Below are 24,692 nucleotides of genomic sequence, written 5' to 3' on the forward strand. Positions count from 1 at the left end.
CCCAAGGAAAACACCATGACGAAAATCCTCGACATCGTAAAACCGGGCGTTGTAACCGGCAATGACGTCCAGAAAATCTTTGCCATCGCCAAAGAAAAACAATTCGCCATCCCTGCCGTCAACTGCGTCGGCAGCGACTCTGTCAACGCCGCCCTTGAAACCGCCGCCCGCGTCCGCGCGCCCATCATCATCCAGTTCTCCAACGGCGGCGCTGCCTTCTACGCCGGCAAAGGCATCAAACCCGCCAGCGGTGCCCGCCCCGACGTACTCGGCGCCATCGCCGGTGCCAGACACGTCCACACCCTCGCCGCCGAATACGGCATCCCCGTCATCCTGCACACCGACCACTGCGCGAAAAAACTGCTGCCGTGGATAGACGGCCTACTTGAAGCCGGCGAAAAGCACTACAAAGAGACCGGCAAACCCCTCTTCTCCTCGCACATGCTCGACCTCTCCGAAGAGCCCATCGCCGAAAACATGGCAACCTGCCGCAAATACCTCGAACGCATGAACAAAATCGGCATGACCTTGGAAATCGAGATCGGCATCACCGGCGGCGAAGAAGACGGCGTGGACAACAGCGGCGTGGACGAAAGCCGCCTTTACACCCAGCCGCAAGACGTCCTCTATGTCTATGACCAGCTGAACCCGGTCAGCCCGCGCTTCACCGTCGCCGCCGCCTTCGGCAACGTGCACGGCGTGTACAAACCCGGCAACGTCAAACTCAAACCGAGCATCCTCGGTGCCTCGCAAGAATACGTCGCCAAAGAACGCGGGCTTGCTGCCAAACCCATCAACTTCGTCTTCCACGGCGGCTCCGGCTCCTCACAAGCGGAAATCCGCGAAGCCATCGGCTACGGCGCGATCAAAATGAACATCGACACCGACACCCAATGGGCCTCCTGGGCAGGCATCCTCAACTTCTACAAAAAGAACGAAGCCTACCTGCAAGGCCAGCTCGGCAACCCGGAAGGCCCGGACGCGCCAAACAAAAAATACTACGACCCGCGCGTCTGGCTGCGGAAAATGGAAGAAAGCATGTCCGCCCGCCTCGAACAGGCCTTCGACGACCTCAACTGCCGCGACGTCCTTTAAAAAAGGATGCCGCCCAACCAAAATGCAGCCTGCGGGCTGCATTTTTTATAGTCGTTTCCTTTGTGCACGACAAAATTGTGCCAAGCGGCAGTCGGGTCTGCGCATCAGCGTAACAAGCCTTCCCCCCGTCGCTTCACTATACCTCCCGGGCACCCACGAAAAAATGCGGGTATTTTTTCGTGGATATCCCGTCCTCCCGCAAGCGGGGACAGATTGTCACTTGTTTTTTAATGAATTTTTCCTTGCCACGCGATGGGTAGATACCTATCTCCATGAAGGAAGGGGTTGGGGAGAGGGCAGAAAAACTTCGTGAAGCGGCAGCGTCAAAATCCGGTAACTACGCTGCCTGGCTAAGCATTGCCCCTGCTATTGCGGCGGGCGGCCATTTTTTGTCGTGTATGAAGACAAATCCCAAGGAACAACATAGTCTCCGCAGGCGGGCTTCCGCCCGCCGAAACGATATTAATGATGGGCTGCAGCTCCGCCCTACGGCAGCTTATTTTCGGGTTTTGGTATTGGCTGTATCCCGCTTGGCAGGCTCAATCCCGCCCCGCCCTTCTTGTCATGAGCATTTTTGGGTAATTGGCAATGGGCTGCTTGACGGCGTCCATTAAAGCTGTATGATGCAACCCAAATAGTTGTACAGCACACCGCAACTATCAGACACCTTCGGGTCAACATCATCACGTCTGCAAAAGGAACATCCCATGCTTGGTTTCCGCTATATCAAAGTCCAGCCGACCACCTATCTGTTGCAATACCGTCGCGGCAAACTCGTGCGCCAGGGTGCCGGACTGGCGTTTTATTACTACGCGCCGCTTTCCACCCTCGCCGCCGTGCCGATTGCCAGTCAGGACGCGGGCTTCGTGCTCGAACTCGTTACCGCCGATTTCCAGACCGTCAGCGTGCAGGGCGAGATTTCTTTCCGCATCGCTTCGCCACAACAGGCCGCAGCCCTGCTCGATTACTCGCTGAATGCGCGCGGCGCTTACAGCAGCCAGGATCCGCGCCGCCTGCCGGAACGCGTCGTCGTGCAGGCCAAGGTCATCATCCAGCAGGCCATCCAGCGCCTCAATCTGCGTGATGCCCTGCGCGCACCATCCGACATCGCCCGCACCGTGCACACCGGTCTGGGCGAACAGGCGGAAATCCAGGCGCTCGGCCTTGCCATTCTCGGCGTCTCCATCGTCGCCATCCATCCGACCAAAGACATCGCCCGCGCGCTGGAAGCCGAAGCGCGCGAAGCCAACCTGCAAGCGGCGGATGATGCCGTCTATCAGCGCCGCATGGCATCCGTGCAGAACGAACGCGCCATCCGGCAAAACGAGCTTGACACCGAAGTCGCCGTCGAAGAGAAACGCCGCCGGATTGAGGAGACCAAACTCGACGCGCAGGCGGCGCTCGCCCACCGTCAGCACGAACTGGCGCAGGCGCAGATGGCGGCGGAAATCGCCCTCGAAGAGGAGCGGCGCACGCTTATTGCCATCCGTGCAGAAAACAGCCGCGTCCGTACCGACGCCGATGCCTACCGCCTGCACGCACTCATGCAGGCGCTGGACAAGGCCGAGCCGAAGACCATCCAGCTGCTCACCGAAAGCGGCATGAAGCCCGACCAGCTCATCGCCCAGGCCTTTGGCAGCCTCGCCGCGCGCGCCGAAAAAATCGGCCAGCTCAACATCAGCCCGGAGCTGCTGCAAGGGCTGCTGCAACCGGCAAAAGCGCGAAGCTGACCGCCGGGCGGCGATTTATACCCAAACCGGAAAATCATCTGCCGCAGTGTGGGCTGCAGCCCGCCGAAGCCACGCGGATGGCGGGCTGAGCCCGGTCTGTGCCCGCCCTGCGGACTCTGCTGTATTTCCCGGGATTGGCATCAATCCCGGCATTTATCCCACCACTACCCCGAACCGCCATGAACAGCCAGCCCCGCCGCGTCGTCCTCATCACCCGCCGCACCCGTCTTGCCGAACTCATCATCCGCCACAACACCTACGCCCAGGCGCAGTTCTACCTCGAACACCTCGGTGCCGACTTCGCTGACTATCTGCGCGAAGACCGCGCCTACACCGCCGCGTTGCACAGCGTGACCGCCACCCTGCAACAGTGGGGGCGCTACCGGCACATCGACCGCAATCTGCTGCCGAACTACGTCTTCGCCGCCGACGACATCGTCATCGCCCTCGGTCAGGACGGCCTCGTCGCCAACACCCTCAAATACCTCAGCGGCCAGCCGCTTATCGGCATCAACCCCGAACCGTCCCGCTACGACGGCCTCCTGCTGCCCTTTGCAGCCGCCGCGCTGCCGGAGGTCCTCACGCAGACCGCCCGGGACAAACGCCCGCACAAAAACATCACGCTCGCCGAAGCCCGCTTGAGCGACGGGCAAACCCTGCGCGCGGTGAACGATCTCTACATCGGCGTGCGCAGCCATACCTCGGCGCGCTACGAAATCCACTACGGCGGACAGCACGAACAACAAAGCTCATCCGGCCTCATCATCAGCACCGGCCTCGGCTCGACCGCCTGGCTGAAAAGCATCATCACCGGCGCGCAAGCGCTGGCGGCGGCAAACGGCGGCGCACCGGCCGCCGCCTACCGGCCGCTCCCCTGGGACAGCAAGGAACTGCGCTTTGCTGTACGCGAACCCTTCCCCAGCCGCCACAGCAGCGCCAATATCGTTTATGGCCACATCCGGCGCGACCGCCCGCTGCGCCTGCGCTCGCTGATGGCGGAAGACGGCGTCATCTTCTCGGACGGCATCGAAAGTGACTACCTGCGCTTCGACGCCGGCATCGAAGCCGGCATCACCCTCGCCGCCACGCATGGCGTGCTGGTGCAGTGAAGACTGCCGCCCGTCCGGAAAAATACAGTCATTTCAAACAGAAAGGATACGGTGTTGATGAACCTGGCCGGGCACCCATAAAAACCGTTGCGCAACTTTTATGGGTGCCCGCGCCGCACTATCCGTACTGCCTTCGACCCCGGTACCGACACCGCCTGGCGGACGTCAGCGCTGTTCGTTCATGCAGCACGGGCAGCCCGGCGCATGTTCCTCGCCGCCATCATCCTCGCCGCGTTTCGCATAACGCCACAGCAGCGCTTCACCCTTGTCTTCTTCCGGCGGCGCATCCAGCGCCGCCCGGTGGCGCGGCGCGGTCATCCTTCCAGTCCCTGCCAGAAGCGGTCGGCAATCTTTTGTCCCGTCGCTTTTTCAATCTCACGCAGACAGGTCGGGCTGGTCACGTTCAGCTCCGTCAGATAGCCGCCGATGACATCCAGCCCGACCAGATAAAGGCGCTCGGCGGCAAGCAGCGGTTTGACCTGTTCGACAATCCACCATTCGCGTTCGGTGAGCGGCTGCACCACGCCGCGTCCGCCGGCGGCGAGATTGGCACGGAATTCGCCCTCGGCGGGCAGGCGGGCGAGGCCGTGATCGACCGCTTCGCCGTTAATCACCAAAATCCGCTTGTCGCCTTCCGTGACCTTGTCGAGATAGCGCTGCACCATCAGCGTTTGCAGGCCGTCGGGATTCATCACGTCGAGAATGGCATTGGTGTTCTTGTCGCCGAGAGTGAGCTTGAACACGCCGCTGCCGCCCATGCCGTCCAGCGGTTTCGCCACTGCTGCGCCAAATTCGCGCAAAAAGGCGAGGATTTCGCCGCGCGACTTGCTGATGAGCGTCTCCGGCGTGCATTGCGGCAGGCGGGTAATGGCGAATTTCTCGTTCATGTCGCGCAGCGCCTGCGGCGGGTTGACCACCCGCACCCCCTGCGCTTCCAGCAAATCGAGCATATAGGTGTCGTAGATATAGCGCAGGTTGAAAGGCGGGTCCTTGCGCTGCAACACAACATCCACCGCGCACAAATCAATCACCTCTTCATTGAGGACGCGGAAATAGTCTTCATCCTGATCGGCGAGCTGCACCGTGCGCACATACGCCTGCACGCCGCCGTCGCGCACCTGCCAGTCGCGCTGGCCGAACACCATCACCCGGTGCCCGCGCGCCTGTGCCGCCAGCATCAAGGCAAACGTCGTGTCCTTATAGGGCTTGATTGACGCCAACTCATCCATCAACACTGCAATATCCATCACACACCTCACGCAATTAACGAAAAAGACATCATACGTTATCATGCCACCGAACCCCTACGGACACCATCCATGCACACCCTGCCCCTCGCCCACGGCAACATCGGCATCGAACGCGAAACCCTGCGCACCAACCCCGACGCCACCCTCGCCACCACCGCCCATCCCGCCGCCCTCGGCAGCGCCTACACCCATCCGAACATCACCACCGACTACGCCGAAGCGCTGCTCGAAATCGTTACCGACCCGCAGCCTGCGCCGGATGCCGCCTACGCGCAACTCCTCGCCCTGCACCGCTACTGCGCGCAGCACATCGGCGACGAACAACTGTGGCCGGGCAGCATGCCCTGCATCCTGCCGGCAAGCGACGACGCTATCGCCATCGGCTACTACGGCACGAGCAACGGCGGCAAAATGCGCCGCCTCTACCGCGAAGGCCTAGCGCACCGCTACGGCAAAACCATGCAGATGATCAGCGGCATCCACTACAACTACTCCCCGCCCACCGCCCTGTGGCAGGCACTCGCCGCGCGCGACGGCGAAACCGTGACGCAGGACTACATCAACCGCCGCTACATGGGTGCGTTGCGCGCCAACAGCCGCCACGCCTGGCTCATCAACTACCTCTACGGCGCGAGCCCCGCCGTGCATGACAGCTTCCGCCCCGCCCTCAGCGTCCTCGACCCGCTCGCGCCGCACACCCTCGGCTGGCGCGGCGCCACCAGCCTGCGCATGAGCGAACTCGGCTACCAGAACAAAACCCCGTTCACCGTCAGCACCAACGACCTCGCCACCTACGTGCGCGACCTGGCCAGCGCCGTCGCCACCCCCGCGCCGCGCTTCGAGCACATCGGCCTCTACAACCCCGACGGCAGCCGCAAACAAATCAGCACCCACATCCTGCAAATCGCCAACGAATACTACGCCGCCGCCCGTCCCAAACAGCCGGTGCGCAACAACGAACTGCCGACGCTGGCGCTGGCCGAACGCGGCATTGCCTATCTCGAACTGCGCCTGACCGACATCAACCCCGAAGACCCCTGCGGCATCAGCCCCGCCCAACTCTGCGTCCTCGAAACCTACCTGCTCTACTGCATATTGAACCCCGAAGGGGCGCAGAACCACGCCGCGCGCGACGAAAACAGCCACAACCGCCTGCGCACCGCCTGCTGCGGCCTGAGCGAGGGCTTCACCCTCAAACAGACACGCCACGACCGCCCCATCCAGGACGCCGCCCTCGAACTGCTCGTCGCCATGCAGCCCATCGCCGCGCGTCTCGATGCCGAACGCGGCGGCAGCGCGAGCAGTGACGCCCTCGCCGCCCTCACCCGCGAAGTCGCAGACAAAACCCACCTGCCCTACCGCGCCCAGGCGGGCAACCGCGAAGGCTTCCTCGCTTACCACCTCACTTGGCGTGACAAACACCACGCCACCCTGCACCAGCCCCTGCCAGAAGCAGAACAGACCGCGCTTGCCGCCCAGGCCGCCGCCAGCCTGCGCGCGCAAGCGGACATCGAAGCCCGCCCGCAGGCGGATTTTGAGACCTACCTGCGCGAACACTTCGCCCCGCTGCAACGGCTGCTGGACTGAGCGGCGGCAAACCGCCGCTTGCCAGACCCGGTATTTCCGCCGCCCGGCGGCCTCCATGCGTACGGCGGCGCTACAACGCAGAGACGTTGCCCGCAGCGTCTCTGCACAATCCGGTAACCGCGCCGCTTGACGCAGCACCGGCGCACACACGCCCGCAAACCCTCAAAAAACCGCAGAACAAACCCTAACCACATCATAATTGCCCAAACCACAGCAAAACCCTACACTTCCCCTGCTCCAGACCTATCCGGAATCCCATGAAAAACACCGCACAAAACCGGCTAACCAAAATACTTGCCTTCATCGCCGTCATCTGGCTGCTCATCGCCCTGGCCGCGCCCTCCTTCCTGGCTCCGGAAATCGAAAAACAGACCCGGACCTTCTTCAAAAGCGCCGACATCGACCGCCTGCGCGACAAAGGCATCGAACTCAGCCTGGAAAACTACCGGCGCAGCTACTTCAGCAGCAGCGCCGACATCCGCCTCAGCATCCGCCCGTTCAGCGGCCAGCCGACCTGGTACAGCACCACCCTGCACGCCCGCATCAACCACGCGCCGCTGGTCAACAGCGGCCTCAACCTGTTCAGCGCCAGCCTGACCAACAGCGAAACCGACGGCAGCCTCGCCGCCTACATCCCCGACGGCCACCTGCACATCAAGGCCGGCCTCGCCGCCCTCGGCCAGTTGCACCAGACCATCCGCATAGAAAAAAACGAAACCCCCAATCTCAGCAGCGAAGGCATCAGCCTCAGCTGGCACAGCCACATCCGCCACCCCGACCAGGGCAACGGCGAATGGCTGCTCGGCACCCAGCAATGGCAAAAAAACGGCACCCGCCTCGACATCGCACGCAGCGGCGGCACCTACCGCAGCGACGGCGACACCCTGCGCCTGAACGCCGCCCAGCTCAACCTCGGCTACACCAACGCCGCGCAGCAGCAACAAGACATCGTCCTCTACAACCTGCAAGGCAACCTGACCCGCGAAGAACGCCGCTACACCGTGGAAGACCTCACCATCAAAAGCAAAAACGCGGCGGGCGTCACGCAAACCCAGCGCCTGCAACAAACCCTCATCACCGCCTTCCGCCGCGACAACGGCAGCCTGCGCAACCTCGAAGCCCAGGGCACCGTCACCTCCGACCTGCCGCTGCTCAAAGCATTCAGCGGCGACCGCCTCTATCTCTCGCTGCAACAAGAATCCGACGGCAACCGCCTCATCCTCACCAGCAACAAAGACCAGGCCACCCACCTGAGCGGCAGCCTGCTTTTCCCGCTGCTCTTCCCGCCGCCATACAGCACCGCGCAACTGAACGGCACCCGTGGCGAATTCCTCCTTTACGGCGATTACGCCAAACAAAGCGGCCTGCTGCCCGTGCTGGCGCTGGCTCTCGGCAATGACCGCCTGCGCGCCGACACGGGCGGCAACTACCCGCTGCAAGTGGACATCAACGGCAACGAAATCCGCGTCAACGGCAAAACCGTCGCCCTGCTGCACTGACCTGAAAGACACCGCCCCTGAAAAAACGCCGCCTATCACCGGGCGGCATTTTGCCTGCGCCATGCGGCATAAACACAGAACCCACCAAACGGCATAAACTGAGCCCGTTAAGCGGTCATGCAGGAAGGTTTTATCGCGTACGGAGGCGCCCGATAAAAAAGCAGGCTTGCGCCTGCTTTTTTGCGTTACTCCCCGCGCCGGCCTTTCGGCGGGCTGGGCTGGATGTTCATCCGCATCGCCTGGTTCTTGGTGAGGAAGGCGATGCTCCAGTCGTAAGTGGCGGCGACGCGGTTCTTGAAGGTAACGAGGGCGAGGATGTGGACCACGACCCAGATGAACCAGGCGACGACGCCATGCACGCTGCGCCCGCCCGGCAGGTCGGCGACGGCGGAGAGGCGGCCGATCATCGCCATGTCGCCCTTGTGCTTGTAGGTGAAGGGTTTGTCTTCGCGTCCGAAGTATTTGCCGAGGTATTTGCCCTGCGCTTTCGCCACCTGCCCCAGTTGCGGGTGTCCCTGCGGGTAGTCGGGGTCGCCTTCGACCAGGGCGCAGTCGCCGACGGCATAGACGTTTTCCAACCCCTGCACGCGCAGTTGCCGGTCCACGCGCAGGCGGTTGCCGCGCCCGTAGCAGCTTTCCGGGATGCCCGCGAGTTTCACCGCCGTTACCCCCGCCGTCCAGATGAGGCTTTTCGCGGCGATGGTGGTGCCGCTTTTCAGGGTGATGGTCTGGCCGTCGTAGGCGGTAACGGCATCGTTATAGATGATGTCCGCGCCGAGTTTTTGCAGGGATTCGGCGGTGTAGCGCTGCGAGGCTTCGCGCATCGGCGGCAGCAGGACGGGATCGGCGGTTACGAGGGTGAGGCGGCCGTGATCGCCTTCGAGTTCGGGGTAGTCCTTGTTGAAGATGTCGCGCCGCATTTCGGCGAGGATGCCGGTCAGCTCGACGCCGCTGGCACCGCCGCCCGCGACGACGAGGTGCAGGTAGGGCGCGCGCGCGTTTTTGTCGATGCTGCACGCCTCTTCGAGCTGACGCAGGATGGCGTTGCGGATGGCGAGCGCGTCGCCGAGGGTTTTCATGGTGTAGGCATTCTGCTCGACTTCGCGGTTGCCGAAGTAGTTCGGCTGGCAGCCGTGGGCGATGATGAGGGTGTCGTATTCGGCACTGCCGCCCTGTTCGAGGAAGACGTGGCGCGCGTTGCAGTCCACACGGGTGACGGTGCCCTTGCGGAAGCGCACGCGCGGGTGGCGGTTGAAGAGTTTGCGGAAGGGGTAGCTGATGTCCGACGGCGACATGAATCCGGCGGCGACCTGGTAGATGAGCGGCGGGAAGAAGTTGTAGTTGTTTTTGTCGATGAGGGTGATGCTGTAAGCGGGGTTGCGACCAAGATCGCGGGCGATGTTCACGCCGGCAAAGCCGCCGCCGATGATGACGATTTTTTTCATGCTGTCCTTACAGGGTTAGTGGAGGGGCGCGGATTATAGGGCGTCGCGGCGCGTCTGTACTTCTTTTGCATCAAGCGGCACGGTGGCGGATGATTTCGATGATGGCGGGCAGGATGGAGATGACGATGGTGGCGGCGAGGACGAGGGTCAGGTTCTGTTTGACCACGGGATGCTGACCGAAAGCATAGCCCGCATAAGCAAAGAGCATGACCCAGGCGATGCCGCCGATGATGTTGTAGCGCAGGAAGCGGCGGTAATGCATATGCCCCATGCCGGCGACGAAAGGCGCGAAGGTGCGCACGATGGGGACGAAGCGGGCGATGATGATGGTCTTGCCGCCGTGTTTTGCATAGAAGTCTTCGGTGCGGTGCAGATATTCGCGGCGGAAGAGGCGCGAGTCGGGGTTGGCGAAGAGGCGCGCGCCGAGATGTTTGCCGATGGCGAAGTTGGCGGCATCGCCCAGCACGGCGGCGGCGATGAGCAGCAGCACCAGCAGATGAATGTCCATCTCGCCGAGGGCGGCGATGCTGCCGGCGGCGAAAAGCAGCGAATCGCCGGGCAGGACGGGGGTAACGACGAGGCCGGTCTCGCAGAAGATGATGAGGAAGAGGATGGCGTAGATGAGGGTGCCGTAGCGGGCGCTGATCTCGCCGAGATGACGGTCGATGTGCAGGACGAAATCGAGGATGGGGCCGAGCACGCCGCCGATGTGCAGGAGGAAGAGGAAGGCGAGGAGGACGGCGAGGGCGCAGGCGGTGAGGAGCAGGGCTTTGGGATGCATGGTTGTCTTGGCGCGGAAACGGGGGGGCGGGCAGTATAGCGGCCGGCGCCGCGCGCACACACCGCAAGCGGGCGCAAAAAAGCCGCCGGTGCTGGCGCGACCGGCGGAACCTGTTGTTTTTTCGGTAGATAAAACGCCAGGGAGGAAAAATTATGGCAGCAGGTGGTCGTCCGAACCTTCGTTGATGCTTTCAAAGAGGAAGGTGGACATGTAGCGTTCGCTGCCGTCCGGCAACATGGCGAGGATGACCGAGCCTTCCGGAGCCTGTTGCGCGAATTGCAGCGCGGCATTGAAGGTGGCACCGCCGGAGATGCCGGTGAGGATGCCTTCCTGGGCGGCCAGCGCCAGAGCGGTGTCGCGCGATTCTTCGTCGCCGACCGGGATGAGGTAGTCGTAGATGTTCTGGTTCATCGTCCCGGCAATGAAGTCCGGCGTCCAGCCCTGGATTTTGTGCGGGCCCCATTCTTTGCCGGCGAGCAGTTGCGCGTTGACCGGTTCGGTGGCGACGATTTTCAGATCAGGCCGTGCGGCTTTCAGCACTTCGCCGGTGCCGCTGATGGTGCCGCCGGTGCCATAGCCGCTGACGAAGTAGTCGAGGCGTTCGCCGGCGAAGTCGCGCAGGATTTCGGCAGCGGTGGTTTCGCGGTGGTACTGCGGGTTGGCGGGATTTTCAAACTGGTCGGCAAGGAACCAGCCGTTCTTGTCGGCAAGTTCTTTGGCGACGCGCACCATGCCCACGCCGCGTTCGGCTGCGGGGGTGAGGATGACTTTACCGCCGAAGCTGCGGATAAGTTTGCGCCGTTCGACGGAGAAGGTTTCGGTCATCACCGCGACGAAGGGATAGCCTTTGGCGGCGCAGACCATCGCCAGCGCGATGCCGGTGTTGCCGGAAGTGGCTTCGACCACGGTTTGCCCCGGTTTCAGCACGCCACGGCGTTCGGCGTCGTTGATGACGGCGTAGGCAAGGCGGTCTTTGACGGAGCCGCCGGGGTTGCGCGATTCGGTTTTGACGTAGAGCTGAACGTTTTTCGGCGCGAGGCGGTTGATGCGGATAATCGGGGTGTTGCCGATGGTGTCGAGTACGGAGTTGTATTTCATGGAGGTATTCCTGTCTGGTTTGTGGACGGGGCGCATGGTAATGCGGCGGCACGGGCTTAGGAAATAGCACTTTGCCATCGCACCATGCGTTTTGGTTATAACGCTTTTTGCGCCTGCAAGGTAAGATGCCGTCCCGATTTTTTCTTGTTTGGTACGAAAGCTGCTTGTGTCAGGTCAGGCAGTGTTCAGGTAATCTTCATGAAGTTAAAACAGTTAGAGTGCATCGCCACGGTGGCGCAGTCGGGTTACAACGTGACGGCGGCGGCGGAAAAGCTGCACATGTCGCAACCGGCGGTGAGCAAGCACATCAGGGCTTTTGAGGAGATGCTCGGCCTGCCGGTTTTCCGGCGCAACAGCAAGGCGTTCGTCGGCCTGACCGACATCGGCGAAGCGATCATGCCCGACATTGAGCGCGTCATGGCTTCCGTCGAAAACATCCTCAACCTCAGCCTGCACCACAACGTCGCCGCGCTGACCCAGCTCACCATCGCCACCACACACACCCTCTCGCACTACCGCCTGGTGCAAATCCTGCCCGCCATGCAGCACGAATACCCGAAGCTGCCGATGAACCTCATCGAAGGCACCAACACGCAAATCCTGCAAATGGTGCAGGAACGCGATACCGACTTCGGCTGGTTTTCCGCGAGCGACCTCACCCCGTACAGCCTGCAACTGCGCGGCCTCTTCATGCTGCCGGCGGAAAGCTGGACCTCCGTCGCTGTCGCCCCGCGCGAGCACACAATCAACCGCAAACCCTTCGAGGGGCTGACCAGCCTCGCGCCGCACCCGCTCATCACCTACATCACCTCGCACAAGGAACCCTCGGCGCTGGTGCGGGCAATGGCGGGACGGGGGCTGGCCGCCCGCGTCGTCCTCACCTCGCGCAATGCCGAGATGATCAAAAACTACGTCCGCCAGGGCCTCGGCATTGGCGTCATTGCCGACATGGCCTACGACCCCGAACGCGACAGCGACCTCGTCATGTACCCGCTTGACCGCTGGATGCCGCTCTTCAACACCTACCTCGTCTGGCACGGCGACCTGCGCCTGCGCGCCTATCACTACGACTTCATTGACCGCATCGTGCCGGGGGCGACCCGCGATGCCGTCGAAAACTATGTCCGCCACCAGCAAAGCATCAACGGAGGAGAACAGGGATGGTCAATTTAGACCTTGTACAACTGCGCCGCGACATCCGCGCCGCACGCCGCGCCGTGCCAGGCGCCGAACGCGCGCGCATCAGCCATGAGACCGCTGCCACCGTGTACTGCTGGCTGCAAGCGCACTCCGAACTGCGCCACATCGCCACCTACCTCTCCATGCCCGAAGAAATCGACACCGCCCCCATCAACCGTCTGCTGTGGCAAAACGGCTACCGCCTCTACCTGCCCCATGTCGAAGGCAGGGGCAAACCGCTCATCTGGTATCCCTACACCCAAACCACCCCGCTTGTCCCCGACAGCGCCGGTATCCCCACCCCCGATCCCGCCGCCGCGCCCGCCATCGCCGCGCTTGACCTTGACGCCGTCATCACCCCGCTGGTCGCCCACGATCCGCGCGGCACCCGCCTCGGTATGGGCGGCGGGTTTTACGACCGTACCTTTCAGCGTAAAATGCCGCGCACCCGCCCGTGGCTTATCGGCATTGCCTACCCTTGTCAAGCAGTAGCGCACCTGCCACGCCGCGCTTGGGATGTCCCGCTTGACGCGCTCGCCAGCGCCTCCACCCTACACACCTACGAACAGGAACACTCATGACAAAAGAACACCGCGACCTCACCCGTATCAGCCACCACACCAAAATTGTCGCCACCATCGGCCCGGCCAGCAGTGACGAAGAAACCCTCGAACACATGATCCGCGTCGGTCTGAACGTTGTCCGCTTCAACTTCAGCCACGGTGATGCTGCCTTCCACGGCGAAAACGCCCGCAAAGTCCGCGAAGCCTCAAAACGTGCCGGTCGCGAAGTTGCCATCATCGCCGACCTGCAAGGCCCGAAAATCCGCGTCGGCCTCATCGAAGGCGGCAAAATGGAACTCAAACGCGGCGACAGCCTCATCCTCGACGCCGCCTACGAAGGTGAAGGCAAAAACCTGCGCGTCGGCCTCGACTACCGCGACCTGCCGAAAGACGTCAAAGCGGGCGATGTGCTGCTGCTCGACGACGGCCTGCTCACCCTCAAAGTCGACAAAGTCATCGGCGAAGAAGTCCACACCACCGTGCAAAACCCCGCCGTCCTCAAATCGCGCAAAGGCATCAACAAACAGGGCGGCGGCCTCACCGCCCCGGCGCTCACCGAAAAAGACTACCGGGACCTCAAAACCGCCGTCGCCATCGGCGCCGACTACATCGCCGTCAGCTTCGTCAAATCCGCCGCCGACCTCGAACTCGCGCGCCAGCTCATCAGCCAGGCCGAAGGCAGCGGCAGCATCCTGCCCGGCATCATCTCCAAAATCGAACGCGTCGAAGCCATCGAAAACCTCGAAGAAATCGTCCTTGCCAGCGACGGCGTCATGGTCGCGCGCGGCGATCTGGCGGTCGAAGTTGGCAACCCCGCCGTGCCCGCCCTGCAAAAACACATCATCAAAACCGCGCGCCGCCTGCGCCGCTTCTCCATCACCGCTACGCAAATGATGGAAAGCATGATCACCAACCCCGTGCCGACCCGCGCCGAAGTCTCCGACGTCGCCAACGCCGTGCTCGACGGCACCGACGCCGTCATGCTCAGCGCCGAATCCGCCGCCGGCAACTACCCCTTTGAAACCGTGCGCACCATGGCACAAATCTGCGCCGCCGCCGAGCAGGCACAAAGCGGCACCGCCTTCGACTCGCACCGACTCGAAGAAATCCCGGTCGAACGCATCGACCAGGGCATCGCCAACAGTGCCGTCTTCAGCGCGGAAATCCTCGGCGCCAAAGCCATTGTCACCCTCACCGAAAGCGGTACCACCCCGTTCCAGATCAGCCGCTTCGGCATCAACATGCCCATCCACGCGCTGACCCCAAGCCTCGCCGTACAACGCAAAATGGCAATCTACCGCAGCGTCCGCCCGAACCGCCTCGACACCAGCAAAGACCACAACGAAGCCATCCGCGAAGCCGAAGAATATCTCGTACAACGCCGCCAGCTGAAGAGCGGGGATCTCTACGTCATCACCAGTGGTGCCATCGGCATCAGCGGCGGCACCGACACCCTGCAAATCCGCCGCGCCCGCTAACCCCATGAAAAAACAGACTATCCTAACCCTTGCCGCCATCCTTGCGATGGCGGCAAACCCATCCGCCGCCGACACGCCCGCTGCTACCGCTGCCGTCGGCGAAAACAAACCCGCCACTGCCCCGGCAAACAGCGCAGCCCAAGAAAAAACCGCCGCTGACACATCCGCTGCAAGCGAAAACAAAACAGCGGCCGCCACCGGCGACAGCAAAACCGCCGCCAACCCGCTGGCCGACCTCGAATACAGCGACAGCAAAGAATGCCACCTGAAAATGCCGGACAGCGGCAAGCCGCTGCCCGTCATCCACGCCCTGCTCGCCTCGCGCGGCATGAACAGCAACAACCAGGCACAACTGCTCATCGCCCTCGGCACCGCAATCGCCAACGGCTGCGACATCAACGAACCCGACGCCGCCGGCCTGCAACCGCTGAACGCCGCCATCCTCTTCAACGATGCGGAAGCGGTGCAAATGCTGCTGGAAAAAGGTGCCGACCCCTATAGCCCTATCCACAAAGCGGACAGCCCGATCGACGGCATGAACAGCTTCCAATTCCTTGAAAAAATCCGGGAAAAAGAAAAAGCACGCAAAAACGGCAGCCCGCGCGATTACAGCGCTGTCGCCGCCGCCCTGCAACAATACCGCTGAACGGGCGGCGCCAATAGCGGGCATGTTTCCGGATGACTTACGGCTTCTTGGCTATTTGACTGTATTTCCGGCGGAGCGGGGCCGCCGTGTTTCCTTTGTTAATCAGGGCATAAGGCGTATCTGCGCGCTTGTTGCTATCCATCAATAAATTTGCAAAGACCCTAATGGCACTATCGCCGCTATCCGCTGACCGGGCGATGCGGCGATATGGCGGTAGCTTCATCTGCCGTTGATGTGTGTGCCGGGTCAGCGGTTTGCCATCAATACGCGCAAACTGCCGCTTGGCGGCGGGGCTGTCCCGTTTCCTGTGTCGATGCGGTAATGAACGGCGGGGCAGGCGGCTTTACCTGCTGCCGGTGTGATGCCGGGGCCGGTGCTCCGGCAACTATTGATGTGCCTTCGACCCGAATTATTTCCAGTCGGCCTCGCTTTCAACCGGGACGCCGTTTTTTTCCAGCCAGGTGCGGACTTTTTTACCGAAGGCTTCTTTGTGCGGGTAGGGGAAAAAATCGCGCTGGAAGGTGTTGCCGAGGTCGTCTTTGGCGCGCGGGTCAACGCCCATTTGCAGGAAGCGCCACAGGTCGTCGTGAGCATGGATGAGCGCGGCCTGGTGCAGTAGGGTGCGACCATCTTTCGCTTTGGCGTGGATGTCCGCCCCGGCTTTGAGCAGCAGATCGATGTTTTTGCTGGTTTCCCCCCAGCCGGTGGCGCCAAAGAGCGGGGTTTCGCCGAGGACGTTGCGTACGTTCGGGTCACCGCCGTGTGCCAGCAGGGTTTCCAGATACCACGGGTCGTGGACGATGGCGCCGAAGTGCATCGGGGTGTCGCGCATCGGGCCGAGGAAGTTGGGGTCGGCGCCAACTTCCAGCAGGGTGGTTACCGCACGTTTGTTGCCTTCTTTGATCGCCCAGTCCAGCAAGGACAGTTCTTTGTGGATGGCGTTCGGATTTGCGCCCTGCTTGATGAGTTCGCGGCAGCGCGCGCTGTCGCCCGCTTTGGCGGCAGTAAACAGCGCCTGATCCTGTGCGGATGCTTCGGCTTGAGGGGTGGGATTCACGGGGCGGGCGAGGACGGCGGCAATCTCCGGTGGGGCAGTGAGCGGGGTGCCGACGGCTTCGTTATCCGCCGTTGCGGCAAGCGGGGCGGCGAGGATGGCGAGGGTAAGGGCATATTTTTTCATGGGGTTTCTCCGTTAGCGGATACGCATCCGTCCGTCGCTGACTTTCACCTGATCAGCGGGGGATTTTAAGGATGCTTTCCAGATTGCGTTTGGCGGCGGCCTGCAACTGCGCATCGGTGCTGCCGTTATCCTGATAGTGTTTGGTGCCGGCAATCCTCTGCACATCAGCATCTTTACGATCTTTGATGGGGATGGCCGCAAACGTAGCGGGATATTCGCAGGATGTCATCGAAGTGGCCGGCGATGCTGTTGTAATCGCGGTTAAAGGCGGCTTAACCGTTAAGCGGCAGGGTCGGGTTATCAAGCGGGCGGGTACGGCATTATTTTATTTCCAGTTCGCTTTGCTCTCGACAGGGATACCGTTTTTTTCCAGCCAGGTGCGTATTTTTTTACCGGTTTTTTCGTCGTGCGGGCGACCAAAGAAGCTGCGCTGGAAGGTATAGCCCCGGCTGTCTTTGGCGCGCGGGTCAACGCCCATTTGCAGGAAGCGCCACAGGTCGTCATGCGCGTGGATAACCGCGGCCTGGTGCAGCAGGGTACGGCCGTCTTTCGCCTTGGCGTGGATGTCTGCCCCGGCTTTGAGCAGCAGGTCGATGTTTTTGCTGGTTTCCCCCCAGCCGATGGCGCGAAAGAGCGGGGTTTCGCCGAGTCTGTTACGTGCGTTCGGGTCGCCGCCGTGTGCCAACAGGGTTTGCAGATACCACGGGTCAGGGACGATGGCACCGAAGTGCACCGCCGTATCGCGTTTATCGCCGAGGTAGTTGGGGTCGGCGCCAACTTCCAGCAGGGTGGTTACCGCACGTTTGTTGCCTTCTTTGATCGCCCAGTCCAGCAAGGACAGTTCTTTGTGGATGGCGTTCGGATTTGCGCCCTGCTTGATGAGTTCGCGGCAGCGCGCGCTGTCGCCCGCTTTGGCGGCAGTAAACAGCGCCTGATCCTGCGCGGATGCTTCGGCTTTGGGGGCGGGATTCACGGGGCGGGCGAGGACGGCGGCAATCTCCGGCGGGGCAGTGAGCGGGGTGCCGACAGCTTCGTTATCTGCCGTTGCAGCAAGCGGGGCGGCAAGGAGGGCGAGGATGAGCAAGGGTCTTTTCATGGGGTTTCCTTGATGGACAAAGGTCGGTGCGAGGCGAGGCATTGATGATGTCAAAAGCGCTGCCTTCGGTATTTTCCGCAGGGCGTCCAAACCGGAAGGGTGGAGCCAAGGCAGCTTCATGCGTATTCCAATTGTCCCCTTTCGCCAAAGGGAGAAAGGGGGAACGGTCAGCGGGCAATCAGTTGACCGTTTTCGAGGACAACGCGGTCAACGGGGACCTTGAAGTAGTTTTCGAGGGCGGACCCGGCGGCACTTTTCAGGAAGGCGTACTGTCCTGCGAGGCTTTTGTCCTGATGGTGACCGTGCAGCACCATCGCGGCATAGGAACCTGCCATGATCATATTGATGTATTTCTCTTTATCGGCGGCGGCATAGTCCTCCGGATGTTCGCGCACAAGGCGGTCGTACTGGGCGATGACGCTTTTCATACCGGCATCTGCGGCGTCATCCAGCGGCAAGTCGTGATAGACGAGGTAATTGTTGAAAAGGAAGGCACCGAGTGCCGCACCAAAAGTATGCGGATGATTGGCTTCGAAGGCGGTGAAGCTCTTTTTCAGCGCAACGGCCCATTGCGCACCGTCACCCGGCATACCGTTGGTGAAGGCGGCAATGGCGCGGTCCAGTTCTGCCGGGCTGACATCGTAGGCTTCGGCTGTCCGCGCAGTACCGGCGAAGACGGCGGCAATCTCCGGCGGCGCAGTGAGCGGGGTGCCGACGGCTTCGTTATCCGCATTGGCAACAAGCGGGGTGGCGAGGATGGCGAGGGTAAAAACTTGTTTTTTCATGGGGTTTCTCCGTTAGCGGATACGCATCCGTCCGTCGCTGACTTTCACCTGATCAGCGGGGACTTTAAGGATGCTTTCCAGATTGCGTTTGGCGGCAGCCTGTAACTGCGCGTCGGTAGTGCCGTTGTCCTGATAGTGTTTGGTGCCGGCAATCATCTGCATGCCGAGCATCACCATCTGCACATAGGCGTCTTTGCGGTATTGGGCGGGGATGGCCGCAAATGTGGCGGGATGTGCGCGCATGGCGTCATCAAAGTGAGCGACGATGCTGTTGTAATCGCGGTTGAAGGCGGCTTCGTCGTTGAGCGGTAGATCGTGATAGGCGACATAGCTGCCATAGAGGAAGGTGCCGAGCGCGCCGCCCATGGTGCGGCGGTTGTCGCTGTCGTCTTCGTAGTAGGCAAAGAGCTGCTTGTACATCTCTTGCGCGGCAGCCTGCCCGGCGGCGGGGTAGAGGGCGGCGAGTTCGCCCGCAACGCGATCCACATCATCGGCGCCGGCCGTGATGGTGAGGTCAACGGGCTTTGCAGCGGCGGCTTTTTTTGTTTCCTTCGCGGAACCGGTGGCTGTGTCCCCTTCATCATCATAGTCATCATCCATGGCGGCATAGGCGGCGCCGGACAAAGCCATGGTAGATTGCACGTTGAAATCGGGAATGAAAGGCGGGACATAGTCGTACTGGGCCAGCGCGAGCATAGGCAGAGCGACGAAGCCGAGGATGATTTTCTTCATGAGGGTTCTCCGCAGGTTGGGGGAATGTTGCGTTACAGGGCAATAGGCGGATTATACGGATTTTGCAGGAGGCGTACTCTGGACATGCCGGTGATGGTAGTGCCGCTATTCTGTTTGTTATCAAGGTATTGTCAAACCCGGAGCGCCGGGTAAGCACTTGGTAATGGCGGCGGCTGCCCCCGCAAGCGGGGTATCGCCGCGTCAGTCGGCAAACTGCGGGTTGTCGCAGAGGTCGGAGATGAGGCAGGCAGTGCAGCGCGGTTTGCGCGCCACGCAGACATAGCGGCCGTGCAGGATGAGCCAGTGGTGCGCATCCAGCAGGTATTCGGGCGGGACGCGCCGCATCAGGCCGTCTTCGACGGCGCGCACGTTTTTGCCCGGCGCGATGCCGGTGCGGTTGGCGACGCGGAAGATGTGGGTATCCACCGCCATCACGGGTTGGCGGTAGGCGGTATTGAGGATGACGTTGGCGGTTTTACGCCCGACGCCGGGCAGTTTTTCCAGTGCGGCACGGTCGGCAGGGACTTCGCCGTGGTAGTCGTCAACGAGGATACGGCAGGTTTTGAGGATGTTCGCCGCTTTGCTGTTGTAGAGGCCGATGGTTTTGATGTAGTCCTTCAAGCCGTCTTCGCCGAGGGCGAGGATGGCGGCGGCGGTGTTGGCGACAGGGAAGAGGCGGCGCGTGGCTTTGTTCACGCCTTTGTCGGTCGCCTGCGCGGAGAGGATGACGGCGATGAGCAGCTCGAAGGTGCTGCTGTATTCGAGTTCGGTGGTCGGCTGCGGATTTTCGGCTTTGAAGCGGCGGAAGCATTCGGCGATAGCAGCGGGGGTCATGGTGTGCTCGTGAGTGGTATGGCGTCAGGCGGGTCAACCGCGCACTTTTTGCCGCTGCGCCCAAGCGATGGCAGTCGTGATGGCGGCGCGGGCTTGCGGGCTGTTTCGCCAGCAGGTGCTGCCGGTGAGGTAGGCACCGTGGGCGAGGATGTCGTCCACGTCGGCTTCCGCGAGGGCGGGAATGTCGTCCAGCCCATTTGTGATACCAATTCCAGAAATTAAGCTGGCAAGGCGGCGCGCCGCAGACAGTATGTTTACCAACACAGCCAGATTATTTTCTGGGATTGGTATGAGGCGTTGGATGATGGTTTTGCCGATTTCCTTTTCGGCGAGCAGGCTTTTTTCTTGTGCTGGGGTGAAGGGCATCAGGAGACTCCGAAGAAGCGGCGGGTGTTGGCCAGGGTTTGCGCGGCAAGGGCGGCGGGGTCTTCGTCGCGGCAGCGTGCGACTTCGTGCAGGACTGCCGGCAGGTAGCGCGGTTCGTTGACGCGCGGCAGGGGGTTGAGGGTTTTCGGGGTGAGGTAGGGCGCGTCGGTTTCGAGCATGAGGCGGTCGGCGGGGATGTGGCACACGGTGTCGCGCAGTTCGGCACCACGTTCGGGATCGCAGATCCAGCCGGTGATGCCGATGTAGAGGCCGCGCTCTGTCATCGCTTCCATTTGTGCGCGTGTGCCGGTGAAGCAGTGCCAGACGGCACCGGCGAGTTCGGGCAGGGCGTCGCCGAGGATGGCGGTGAAGTCGGCGTAGGCGGCGCGTTCGTGCAGGAAGACGGGTTTTTGTACGGTTTTGGCGATGGCGAGCTGGTCGGTGAAGCAGCGGCGCTGGTTGTCGCGCCGCGCGAGGTTGCGGTGGTAGTCCAGCCCCATTTCGCCGACGGCAACGCAGCGCGTTTCGCGGGCGAGGGTTTGCAGGAGCAGGCGGTGCGCGGGGGCGTGCCAGTCGTCGGCATGGTGCGGGTGGTAACCGGCGGTGGCGTAGAGTTCGCTGTGGCGGTTGGCGAGTTCGAGCGCGGTCTGGTTGCTGGCGGCGTCGCTGCCGGTGATGATCTGCGCGATGACGCCTGCCTCTTGCGCTTCGGCAAGGATGCGGTCGAGATGCGGCAAGAGGCGTTTGCTGGCGAGGTTACAGCCGATGTCGATAAGCTTCACAGGCGTATCAGCAGGTAAACGAAGGCGATGACGCAGAGGATGATGATGGCAAAGGTGCCCCAGTGCTGCGGCGCGTTGCGCGAGCGTTCCATCAGGGCGCGGTAGCCGCCGCTGGCGACCATGCGGTAAGCGATGAAGATGACGGCAGCAGCCATGGCGATCAATCCGATTTGATTCCAGTCCATACGGTATTTCCTCTGTAAAATGGGGCTTTCATTGTATCTGATTGGGGGTTCCCATGCCGTTTGTGGACGTTTCGCCCGTAGGGCAGCATTTTATGAATTTTTCCCGGCCTCTTGCTCTGTCGCTGGTCGCGCGCGAGGGTGATTTATTGTCGTTTTTGCTGGTGTACGGCTTTGGCGAATACCGCTTTACGGCGGATACGGCGCGCCATGATTGTCTGCACGATATGCAGGCGATGCTGGATACGCTTGCGGGCGGTGGTGATTGTGCCGAGGCGCTGTTTGTCGATGATGCCGGGCAGGTGCGCCTGCTGGTGCAGGGCGAGGGCGATGTATTGACCTTCGCCTGCTATGCCGATGGCGAGCTGCTGCCGTGGTTACAGGGCGAGGCCGGGCGCAAGGCGTTTACCGCCATACTGCGCGCGTTGCTAGCGTGAGGATGACGATGGCTACTTCCTGGCAGCGCGGTATCGCGATTCTCACGGGGATTTATGTGTCCCGGATGTTGGGGCTGTTTATGGTCTTCCCCGTCTTTTCCCTCTACGCCAGCGAGCTTGCCGGCGCAAACAAGACGCTGGTCGGTGTCGCGCTCGGCATTTACGGCCTCAGCCAGGGCTTGCTGCAACTGCCCTGCGGTTGGCTGTCCGACCGTTTCGGGCGCAAGCCGGTCATTGCCGCAGGATTGCTTTTGTTCGTCTCAGGCAGCCTGCTCGCGGCGACGGCGACGACCATCACCATGATGATTGCCGCCCGCGCAGTGCAGGGCATGGGCGCGATTGCCGCCGTTACCTTGGCCTATGCGACCGACATCACCCCCGGCGAAAAACTCGGCAAAGTGATGGCCATCCTCGGCGGCAGCATCGGCATGGCCTTCGTGCTGTCGCTGATTATCGGACCGCTGGTTGCCGCCTGGATTGGCGTCGCCGGACTCTTTTACCTGATTGCGCTGATTGCAGGCCTCGCCCTCGTCGCCGGCCTGCGCCTGCCGCCCGTCGCCGCCCGCCGGGCCGCGCCTGCCGCCGGGGGCGGTTACGACAAGCGGCAACTGGCGCAAGCGGCGGCATCCATCTTCTTCCTGCACGCCGTCTTCACCGCCACCTTCCTCGTCCTGCCGCCGCTTTTGGTGGAAGCGGGCATCGCCAAAGCGAACCACTGGTGGCTGTACCTGCCCGCGAATCTCGTCGCCCTCTGCTTCATGCGCGTCAAGGCGACGCCGCACCCGCTCAACTTCGGCATCAGCTACCTGCTGCTTGCCGTCGGCACCGGCCTGCTCGCCATGCCGTTTGGCCTGTGGTGGCTGCTCTTCGCCCTCAGCGTTTACTTCATCGCCTTCTACCGCCTCGAAACCGGCCTGCCGCACTGGGTGGCGCACATTGCCTCGGCGGAGGCACGCGGGCGGGCGATGGGCTTCTATTCCAGCGCGCAATTCCTCGGCAGCTTCTGCGGCGGCGCGGTGGCGGGCCGCCTGTGGCACGACCTGCCGCCGGCGACCGTCCTCCTGCCGCTGGTCACCGCCTGCGCCTGCGCCGCGCTCCTTTTGCTGAAAATCGGCAAAACCACTACACTACGCGCCGCAAAACACGGCAATACTTGATTAACAATTAACCCAACAGGACACATAAATGGCAGGCGTCAACAAAGTCATCATCATCGGAAACCTCGGCAACGACCCGGACATGCGCTACATGCCGAGCGGCGACGCAATGGCAAACATCTCCATCGCCACCTCGGAAAACTGGACCGACCGCAACACCGGCGAAAAACGCGAAAAAACCGAATGGCACCGCGTCGTCGCCTTCCGCAAACTGGCGGAAATCATCGGCCAGTACTGCAAAAAAGGCAGCAAAATCTATATCGAAGGCAAACTGCAAACCCGCAAATGGACCGATCAGAGCGGACAAACCCGCTACACCACCGAAATCATCGCCGACCAGATGCAAATGCTGGACAGCCGCAACAGCGGCGGCGACTGGGGCGGCCAGGGACAGGATTATGGCAACCGTGGCAGCGGTCAGGGTGGTTACAACCACGCCAACCGTGGCAGCGGCAATCCGGACGACGGGCACGACGGCTATCCCGACTACGACGGCGGCAGCAGTCCGCGCAACCCCATGCCGAACAGACCCGTCCCGCCGCAAAACGACGGCGGCGGCATCGGCGGTCCGGCGATCGACCAAGACACCTTCGACGACGACATCCCCTTCTGAGCCTTTCCCCAAAACCGCGCCCGGCGCGGTTTTTTACTGCGCGCCCGCCGGGCGGCGTGACTACCGGGCTCATCAAACGCACCAAACACTGCCTCAACCATGACCTACCGCATCATCCTCTTCGACTTCGACGGCACCCTTGCCGACAGCGCCCAATGCAGCATCCTCGCCACCCGGGCCGCCTTCGCCGCGCACCACCTGCCCGTGCCGGATGCCGCTGCCATCGTGCATAGCATGGGCATCCCCATTGAAACCGCTTTCCGCAGCCTCGGCGCGGCAGCGCTGAGTGACGCCGCCTACGCCGCGTTGCTGGCAGACTTCCGCCGCTATTACGGCGACTACACTGCCGACCACATCCGCCTCTTCCCCGGCATCCCCGCCCTGCTCGCCACCCTCAAAGCGCAGCACAAAACCCTCGCCATCGTCAGCAGCAAACGGATTGCCCGCCTGCGCGACAACAGCGCCCGGCTCGGCATTGACGGCTACATCGACGCCTGCATCGGCTCGGACCAGGTGACGCACTACAAACCGCATCCTGACAGCGTCCGCGTCGCCCTTGCCGCCCTCGGTTACCACGGCGCACCCGAAGCCGTCATCACCGTCGGCGACGCGACAGGCGACATCCGCATGGGACAAGCCGCCGGCATCCGCACCTGCGCCGTCACTTGGGGCGCACATGGCGCCGCCGCCCTGCGCGCCGCCGCCCCCGACTATCTCGCCGACAGCGTCGCCGCCCTGCAACGCATCCTCAGCGCATGACCCTCACCATCCTCTGCCAGGACGAACACCTCGGTGTCGTCAACAAACCGGTGGGCATCCCCGCTCCCTCGGCCCGTCCAGCAAGCCATGCGGCAATTCGAGCGGACCCATCAGGTCAAGGGCTTCGCAAGCAGACCATAGATGTGCATGATGCCGGCAGTGGTGCGGGTGCGACAGGGCATAAGCGCGAAAGTCTTTTTGTTACGCTGTTTCCCCAAGCGGCTTGGTATTGTTTTGGGTGAATTTCCCTATGTTTTCGTGGAAAATAGGCAAAAAAAGAGCTTGCATCCTTGCGAGCCGGTACCTATG

At 62.2% G+C, this 24,692-nt stretch carries 27 protein-coding genes and 1 pseudogene; 14 read left to right on the forward strand and 14 right to left on the reverse strand.

The window, feature by feature from the left end:
* Positions 1-15: 15 nt before the first annotated feature.
* The 3 genes from fbaA to Q0562_RS10530 all read left to right on the forward strand — a co-directional run bounded on the left by fbaA (position 16) and on the right by Q0562_RS10530 (position 3,934).
* Positions 16-1,095 (forward strand): class II fructose-bisphosphate aldolase, encoded by a 1,080-nt coding sequence (gene fbaA / locus Q0562_RS10520; protein ID WP_298644184.1) that lies wholly within the window; start codon positions 16-18, stop codon positions 1,093-1,095.
* A gap of 707 nt (positions 1,096-1,802) precedes the next feature.
* Positions 1,803-2,825, forward strand: coding sequence for an SPFH domain-containing protein (locus Q0562_RS10525; protein ID WP_298644186.1), 1,023 nt, complete (start codon positions 1,803-1,805; stop codon positions 2,823-2,825).
* 179 nt (positions 2,826-3,004) lie between these two features.
* Positions 3,005-3,934, forward strand: a complete 930-nt coding sequence (locus Q0562_RS10530) for a hypothetical protein (RefSeq protein WP_298644189.1) — start codon at positions 3,005-3,007, stop codon at positions 3,932-3,934.
* Positions 3,935-4,099: 165 nt separating this feature from the next.
* Here Q0562_RS10530 and Q0562_RS10535 read toward each other — a convergent pair whose 3' ends face one another.
* Positions 4,100-4,252: a MerR family transcriptional regulator gene (locus Q0562_RS10535; RefSeq protein WP_298644191.1), complete on the reverse strand. Its 153-nt coding sequence runs from the start codon at positions 4,250-4,252 to the stop codon at positions 4,100-4,102.
* Positions 4,249-5,181 carry a glutathione synthase gene (gene gshB / locus Q0562_RS10540; RefSeq protein WP_298644192.1) on the reverse strand — a complete coding sequence of 311 codons (933 nt, stop codon included), beginning with the start codon at positions 5,179-5,181 and terminating at the stop codon, positions 4,249-4,251. The genes Q0562_RS10535 and gshB overlap by 4 nt, the downstream gene beginning before the upstream one ends.
* Positions 5,182-5,253: 72 nt before the next feature.
* Here gshB and gshA point away from each other — a divergent pair, with 72 nt between their 5' ends.
* Together gshA and Q0562_RS10550 are read left to right on the forward strand one after the other, a co-directional pair.
* A complete protein-coding gene (gshA, locus tag Q0562_RS10545) occupies positions 5,254-6,771 on the forward strand; it encodes a glutamate--cysteine ligase (protein WP_298644194.1) in 1,518 nt (505 codons plus the stop codon).
* A 257-nt stretch (positions 6,772-7,028) separates the two neighbouring features.
* The gene (locus Q0562_RS10550; protein WP_298644196.1) at positions 7,029-8,270 is read left to right on the forward strand and encodes a hypothetical protein; all 1,242 of its coding nucleotides are present in this window, start codon (positions 7,029-7,031) and stop codon (positions 8,268-8,270) included.
* Between the two features lie 185 nt (positions 8,271-8,455).
* Here the strand turns inward: Q0562_RS10550 and Q0562_RS10555 are convergent, their stop codons facing one another.
* The 3 genes from Q0562_RS10555 to cysK form a co-directional block, all read right to left on the reverse strand.
* Entirely contained in the window at positions 8,456-9,715 is a 1,260-nt protein-coding gene (locus tag Q0562_RS10555; protein WP_298644197.1) for an NAD(P)/FAD-dependent oxidoreductase, read from the reverse strand.
* 70 nt (positions 9,716-9,785) lie between these two features.
* Complete coding sequence (locus Q0562_RS10560) at positions 9,786-10,415, reverse strand: DedA family protein (RefSeq protein WP_366144766.1); 630 nt, start codon at positions 10,413-10,415, stop codon at positions 9,786-9,788.
* 231 nt (positions 10,416-10,646) lie between these two features.
* The gene (gene cysK / locus Q0562_RS10565; RefSeq protein WP_298644202.1) at positions 10,647-11,594 is read right to left on the reverse strand and encodes a cysteine synthase A; all 948 of its coding nucleotides are present in this window, start codon (positions 11,592-11,594) and stop codon (positions 10,647-10,649) included.
* Between the two features lie 198 nt (positions 11,595-11,792).
* Here cysK and Q0562_RS10570 point away from each other — a divergent pair, with 198 nt between their 5' ends.
* Genes Q0562_RS10570 through Q0562_RS10585 form a run of 4 tightly spaced genes read left to right on the forward strand, consistent with a single transcriptional unit; the run spans position 11,793 to position 15,460 of the window.
* Positions 11,793-12,767 carry a LysR substrate-binding domain-containing protein gene (locus tag Q0562_RS10570; protein ID WP_298644204.1) on the forward strand — a complete coding sequence of 325 codons (975 nt, stop codon included), beginning with the start codon at positions 11,793-11,795 and terminating at the stop codon, positions 12,765-12,767.
* Entirely contained in the window at positions 12,755-13,354 is a 600-nt protein-coding gene (locus tag Q0562_RS10575; RefSeq protein ID WP_298644205.1) for a 5-formyltetrahydrofolate cyclo-ligase, read from the forward strand. Before Q0562_RS10570 ends, Q0562_RS10575 begins: the two co-directional genes overlap by 13 nt.
* Positions 13,351-14,814, forward strand: coding sequence for a pyruvate kinase (gene pyk, locus Q0562_RS10580; protein ID WP_298644207.1), 1,464 nt, complete (start codon positions 13,351-13,353; stop codon positions 14,812-14,814). Before Q0562_RS10575 ends, pyk begins: the two co-directional genes overlap by 4 nt.
* 4 nt (positions 14,815-14,818) lie before the next feature.
* Complete coding sequence (locus Q0562_RS10585; RefSeq protein WP_298644209.1) at positions 14,819-15,460, forward strand: ankyrin repeat domain-containing protein; 642 nt, start codon at positions 14,819-14,821, stop codon at positions 15,458-15,460.
* A 409-nt stretch (positions 15,461-15,869) separates the two neighbouring features.
* Here the strand turns inward: Q0562_RS10585 and Q0562_RS10590 are convergent, their stop codons facing one another.
* From Q0562_RS10590 to Q0562_RS10630, 9 genes and pseudogenes are all read right to left on the reverse strand, one after another.
* Complete coding sequence (locus Q0562_RS10590; protein WP_298644210.1) at positions 15,870-16,640, reverse strand: ankyrin repeat domain-containing protein; 771 nt, start codon at positions 16,638-16,640, stop codon at positions 15,870-15,872.
* A gap of 52 nt (positions 16,641-16,692) precedes the next feature.
* On the reverse strand, positions 16,693-16,869 hold the full coding sequence (locus tag Q0562_RS10595) for a hypothetical protein (RefSeq protein ID WP_298644212.1): 177 nt from the start codon (positions 16,867-16,869) through the stop codon (positions 16,693-16,695).
* Positions 16,870-16,965: 96 nt separating this feature from the next.
* Positions 16,966-17,736, reverse strand: coding sequence for an ankyrin repeat domain-containing protein (locus Q0562_RS10600; protein ID WP_298644214.1), 771 nt, complete (start codon positions 17,734-17,736; stop codon positions 16,966-16,968).
* A 167-nt stretch (positions 17,737-17,903) separates the two neighbouring features.
* Complete coding sequence (locus Q0562_RS10605; RefSeq protein ID WP_298644215.1) at positions 17,904-18,521, reverse strand: DUF6683 family protein; 618 nt, start codon at positions 18,519-18,521, stop codon at positions 17,904-17,906.
* A 12-nt stretch (positions 18,522-18,533) separates the two neighbouring features.
* Complete coding sequence (locus Q0562_RS10610) at positions 18,534-19,253, reverse strand: DUF6683 family protein (protein WP_298644217.1); 720 nt, start codon at positions 19,251-19,253, stop codon at positions 18,534-18,536.
* Positions 19,254-19,454: 201 nt separating this feature from the next.
* Positions 19,455-20,087 carry an endonuclease III gene (nth, locus tag Q0562_RS10615; protein WP_298644219.1) on the reverse strand — a complete coding sequence of 211 codons (633 nt, stop codon included), beginning with the start codon at positions 20,085-20,087 and terminating at the stop codon, positions 19,455-19,457.
* Between the two features lie 33 nt (positions 20,088-20,120).
* A pseudogene (locus Q0562_RS13810) lies at positions 20,121-20,282 on the reverse strand (recombinase RecA); the annotation flags it as partial.
* Between the two features lie 170 nt (positions 20,283-20,452).
* Entirely contained in the window at positions 20,453-21,235 is a 783-nt protein-coding gene (locus Q0562_RS10625) for a TatD family hydrolase (protein WP_298644223.1), read from the reverse strand.
* Positions 21,232-21,420 carry a hypothetical protein gene (locus Q0562_RS10630; protein ID WP_298644225.1) on the reverse strand — a complete coding sequence of 63 codons (189 nt, stop codon included), beginning with the start codon at positions 21,418-21,420 and terminating at the stop codon, positions 21,232-21,234. Before Q0562_RS10630 ends, Q0562_RS10625 begins: the two co-directional genes overlap by 4 nt.
* Positions 21,421-21,512: 92 nt before the next feature.
* Between Q0562_RS10630 and Q0562_RS10635 the strand changes: the two genes are divergently transcribed.
* The 5 genes from Q0562_RS10635 to Q0562_RS10655 all read left to right on the forward strand — a co-directional run bounded on the left by Q0562_RS10635 (position 21,513) and on the right by Q0562_RS10655 (position 24,625).
* The gene (locus tag Q0562_RS10635) at positions 21,513-21,854 is read left to right on the forward strand and encodes a hypothetical protein (protein ID WP_298644227.1); all 342 of its coding nucleotides are present in this window, start codon (positions 21,513-21,515) and stop codon (positions 21,852-21,854) included.
* 8 nt (positions 21,855-21,862) lie between these two features.
* Positions 21,863-23,011 (forward strand): MFS transporter, encoded by a 1,149-nt coding sequence (locus Q0562_RS10640; RefSeq protein WP_298644228.1) that lies wholly within the window; start codon positions 21,863-21,865, stop codon positions 23,009-23,011.
* Positions 23,012-23,039: 28 nt separating this feature from the next.
* A complete protein-coding gene (ssb, locus tag Q0562_RS10645; protein WP_298644231.1) occupies positions 23,040-23,624 on the forward strand; it encodes a single-stranded DNA-binding protein in 585 nt (194 codons plus the stop codon).
* 99 nt (positions 23,625-23,723) lie between these two features.
* On the forward strand, positions 23,724-24,383 hold the full coding sequence (locus Q0562_RS10650; RefSeq protein WP_298644233.1) for an HAD-IA family hydrolase: 660 nt from the start codon (positions 23,724-23,726) through the stop codon (positions 24,381-24,383).
* Positions 24,380-24,625: a hypothetical protein gene (locus Q0562_RS10655; protein ID WP_298644235.1), complete on the forward strand. Its 246-nt coding sequence runs from the start codon at positions 24,380-24,382 to the stop codon at positions 24,623-24,625. Before Q0562_RS10650 ends, Q0562_RS10655 begins: the two co-directional genes overlap by 4 nt.
* Positions 24,626-24,692 lie beyond the last annotated feature (67 nt).

Origin of the sequence: uncultured Cardiobacterium sp. (assembly GCF_938028825.1) — a bacterium.
Lineage (GTDB): Bacteria > Pseudomonadota > Gammaproteobacteria > Cardiobacteriales > Cardiobacteriaceae > Cardiobacterium.

Bases quoted from the DNA above. Each gene is read 5' to 3' on its own strand.
- fbaA (WP_298644184.1), top strand. From the start codon at position 16: ATGACGAAAATCCTCGACATCGTAAAACCGGGCGTTGTAACCGGCAAT.
- Q0562_RS10525 (WP_298644186.1), top strand. From the start codon at position 1,803: ATGCTTGGTTTCCGCTATATCAAAGTCCAGCCGACCACCTATCTGTTG.
- Q0562_RS10530 (WP_298644189.1), top strand. From the start codon at position 3,005: ATGAACAGCCAGCCCCGCCGCGTCGTCCTCATCACCCGCCGCACCCGT.
- Q0562_RS10535 (WP_298644191.1), bottom strand. From the start codon at position 4,252: ATGACCGCGCCGCGCCACCGGGCGGCGCTGGATGCGCCGCCGGAAGAA.
- gshB (WP_298644192.1), bottom strand. From the start codon at position 5,181: ATGGATATTGCAGTGTTGATGGATGAGTTGGCGTCAATCAAGCCCTAT.
- gshA (WP_298644194.1), top strand. From the start codon at position 5,254: ATGCACACCCTGCCCCTCGCCCACGGCAACATCGGCATCGAACGCGAA.
- Q0562_RS10550 (WP_298644196.1), top strand. From the start codon at position 7,029: ATGAAAAACACCGCACAAAACCGGCTAACCAAAATACTTGCCTTCATC.
- Q0562_RS10555 (WP_298644197.1), bottom strand. From the start codon at position 9,715: ATGAAAAAAATCGTCATCATCGGCGGCGGCTTTGCCGGCGTGAACATC.
- cysK (WP_298644202.1), bottom strand. From the start codon at position 11,594: ATGAAATACAACTCCGTACTCGACACCATCGGCAACACCCCGATTATC.
- Q0562_RS10570 (WP_298644204.1), top strand. From the start codon at position 11,793: ATGAAGTTAAAACAGTTAGAGTGCATCGCCACGGTGGCGCAGTCGGGT.
- Q0562_RS10575 (WP_298644205.1), top strand. From the start codon at position 12,755: ATGGTCAATTTAGACCTTGTACAACTGCGCCGCGACATCCGCGCCGCA.
- pyk (WP_298644207.1), top strand. From the start codon at position 13,351: ATGACAAAAGAACACCGCGACCTCACCCGTATCAGCCACCACACCAAA.
- Q0562_RS10585 (WP_298644209.1), top strand. From the start codon at position 14,819: ATGAAAAAACAGACTATCCTAACCCTTGCCGCCATCCTTGCGATGGCG.
- Q0562_RS10590 (WP_298644210.1), bottom strand. From the start codon at position 16,640: ATGAAAAAATATGCCCTTACCCTCGCCATCCTCGCCGCCCCGCTTGCC.
- Q0562_RS10595 (WP_298644212.1), bottom strand. From the start codon at position 16,869: ATGACATCCTGCGAATATCCCGCTACGTTTGCGGCCATCCCCATCAAA.
- Q0562_RS10600 (WP_298644214.1), bottom strand. From the start codon at position 17,736: ATGAAAAGACCCTTGCTCATCCTCGCCCTCCTTGCCGCCCCGCTTGCT.
- Q0562_RS10605 (WP_298644215.1), bottom strand. From the start codon at position 18,521: ATGAAAAAACAAGTTTTTACCCTCGCCATCCTCGCCACCCCGCTTGTT.
- Q0562_RS10610 (WP_298644217.1), bottom strand. From the start codon at position 19,253: ATGAAGAAAATCATCCTCGGCTTCGTCGCTCTGCCTATGCTCGCGCTG.
- nth (WP_298644219.1), bottom strand. From the start codon at position 20,087: ATGACCCCCGCTGCTATCGCCGAATGCTTCCGCCGCTTCAAAGCCGAA.
- Q0562_RS10630 (WP_298644225.1), bottom strand. From the start codon at position 21,420: ATGGACTGGAATCAAATCGGATTGATCGCCATGGCTGCTGCCGTCATC.
- Q0562_RS10635 (WP_298644227.1), top strand. From the start codon at position 21,513: ATGAATTTTTCCCGGCCTCTTGCTCTGTCGCTGGTCGCGCGCGAGGGT.
- Q0562_RS10640 (WP_298644228.1), top strand. From the start codon at position 21,863: ATGGCTACTTCCTGGCAGCGCGGTATCGCGATTCTCACGGGGATTTAT.
- ssb (WP_298644231.1), top strand. From the start codon at position 23,040: ATGGCAGGCGTCAACAAAGTCATCATCATCGGAAACCTCGGCAACGAC.
- Q0562_RS10650 (WP_298644233.1), top strand. From the start codon at position 23,724: ATGACCTACCGCATCATCCTCTTCGACTTCGACGGCACCCTTGCCGAC.
- Q0562_RS10655 (WP_298644235.1), top strand. From the start codon at position 24,380: ATGACCCTCACCATCCTCTGCCAGGACGAACACCTCGGTGTCGTCAAC.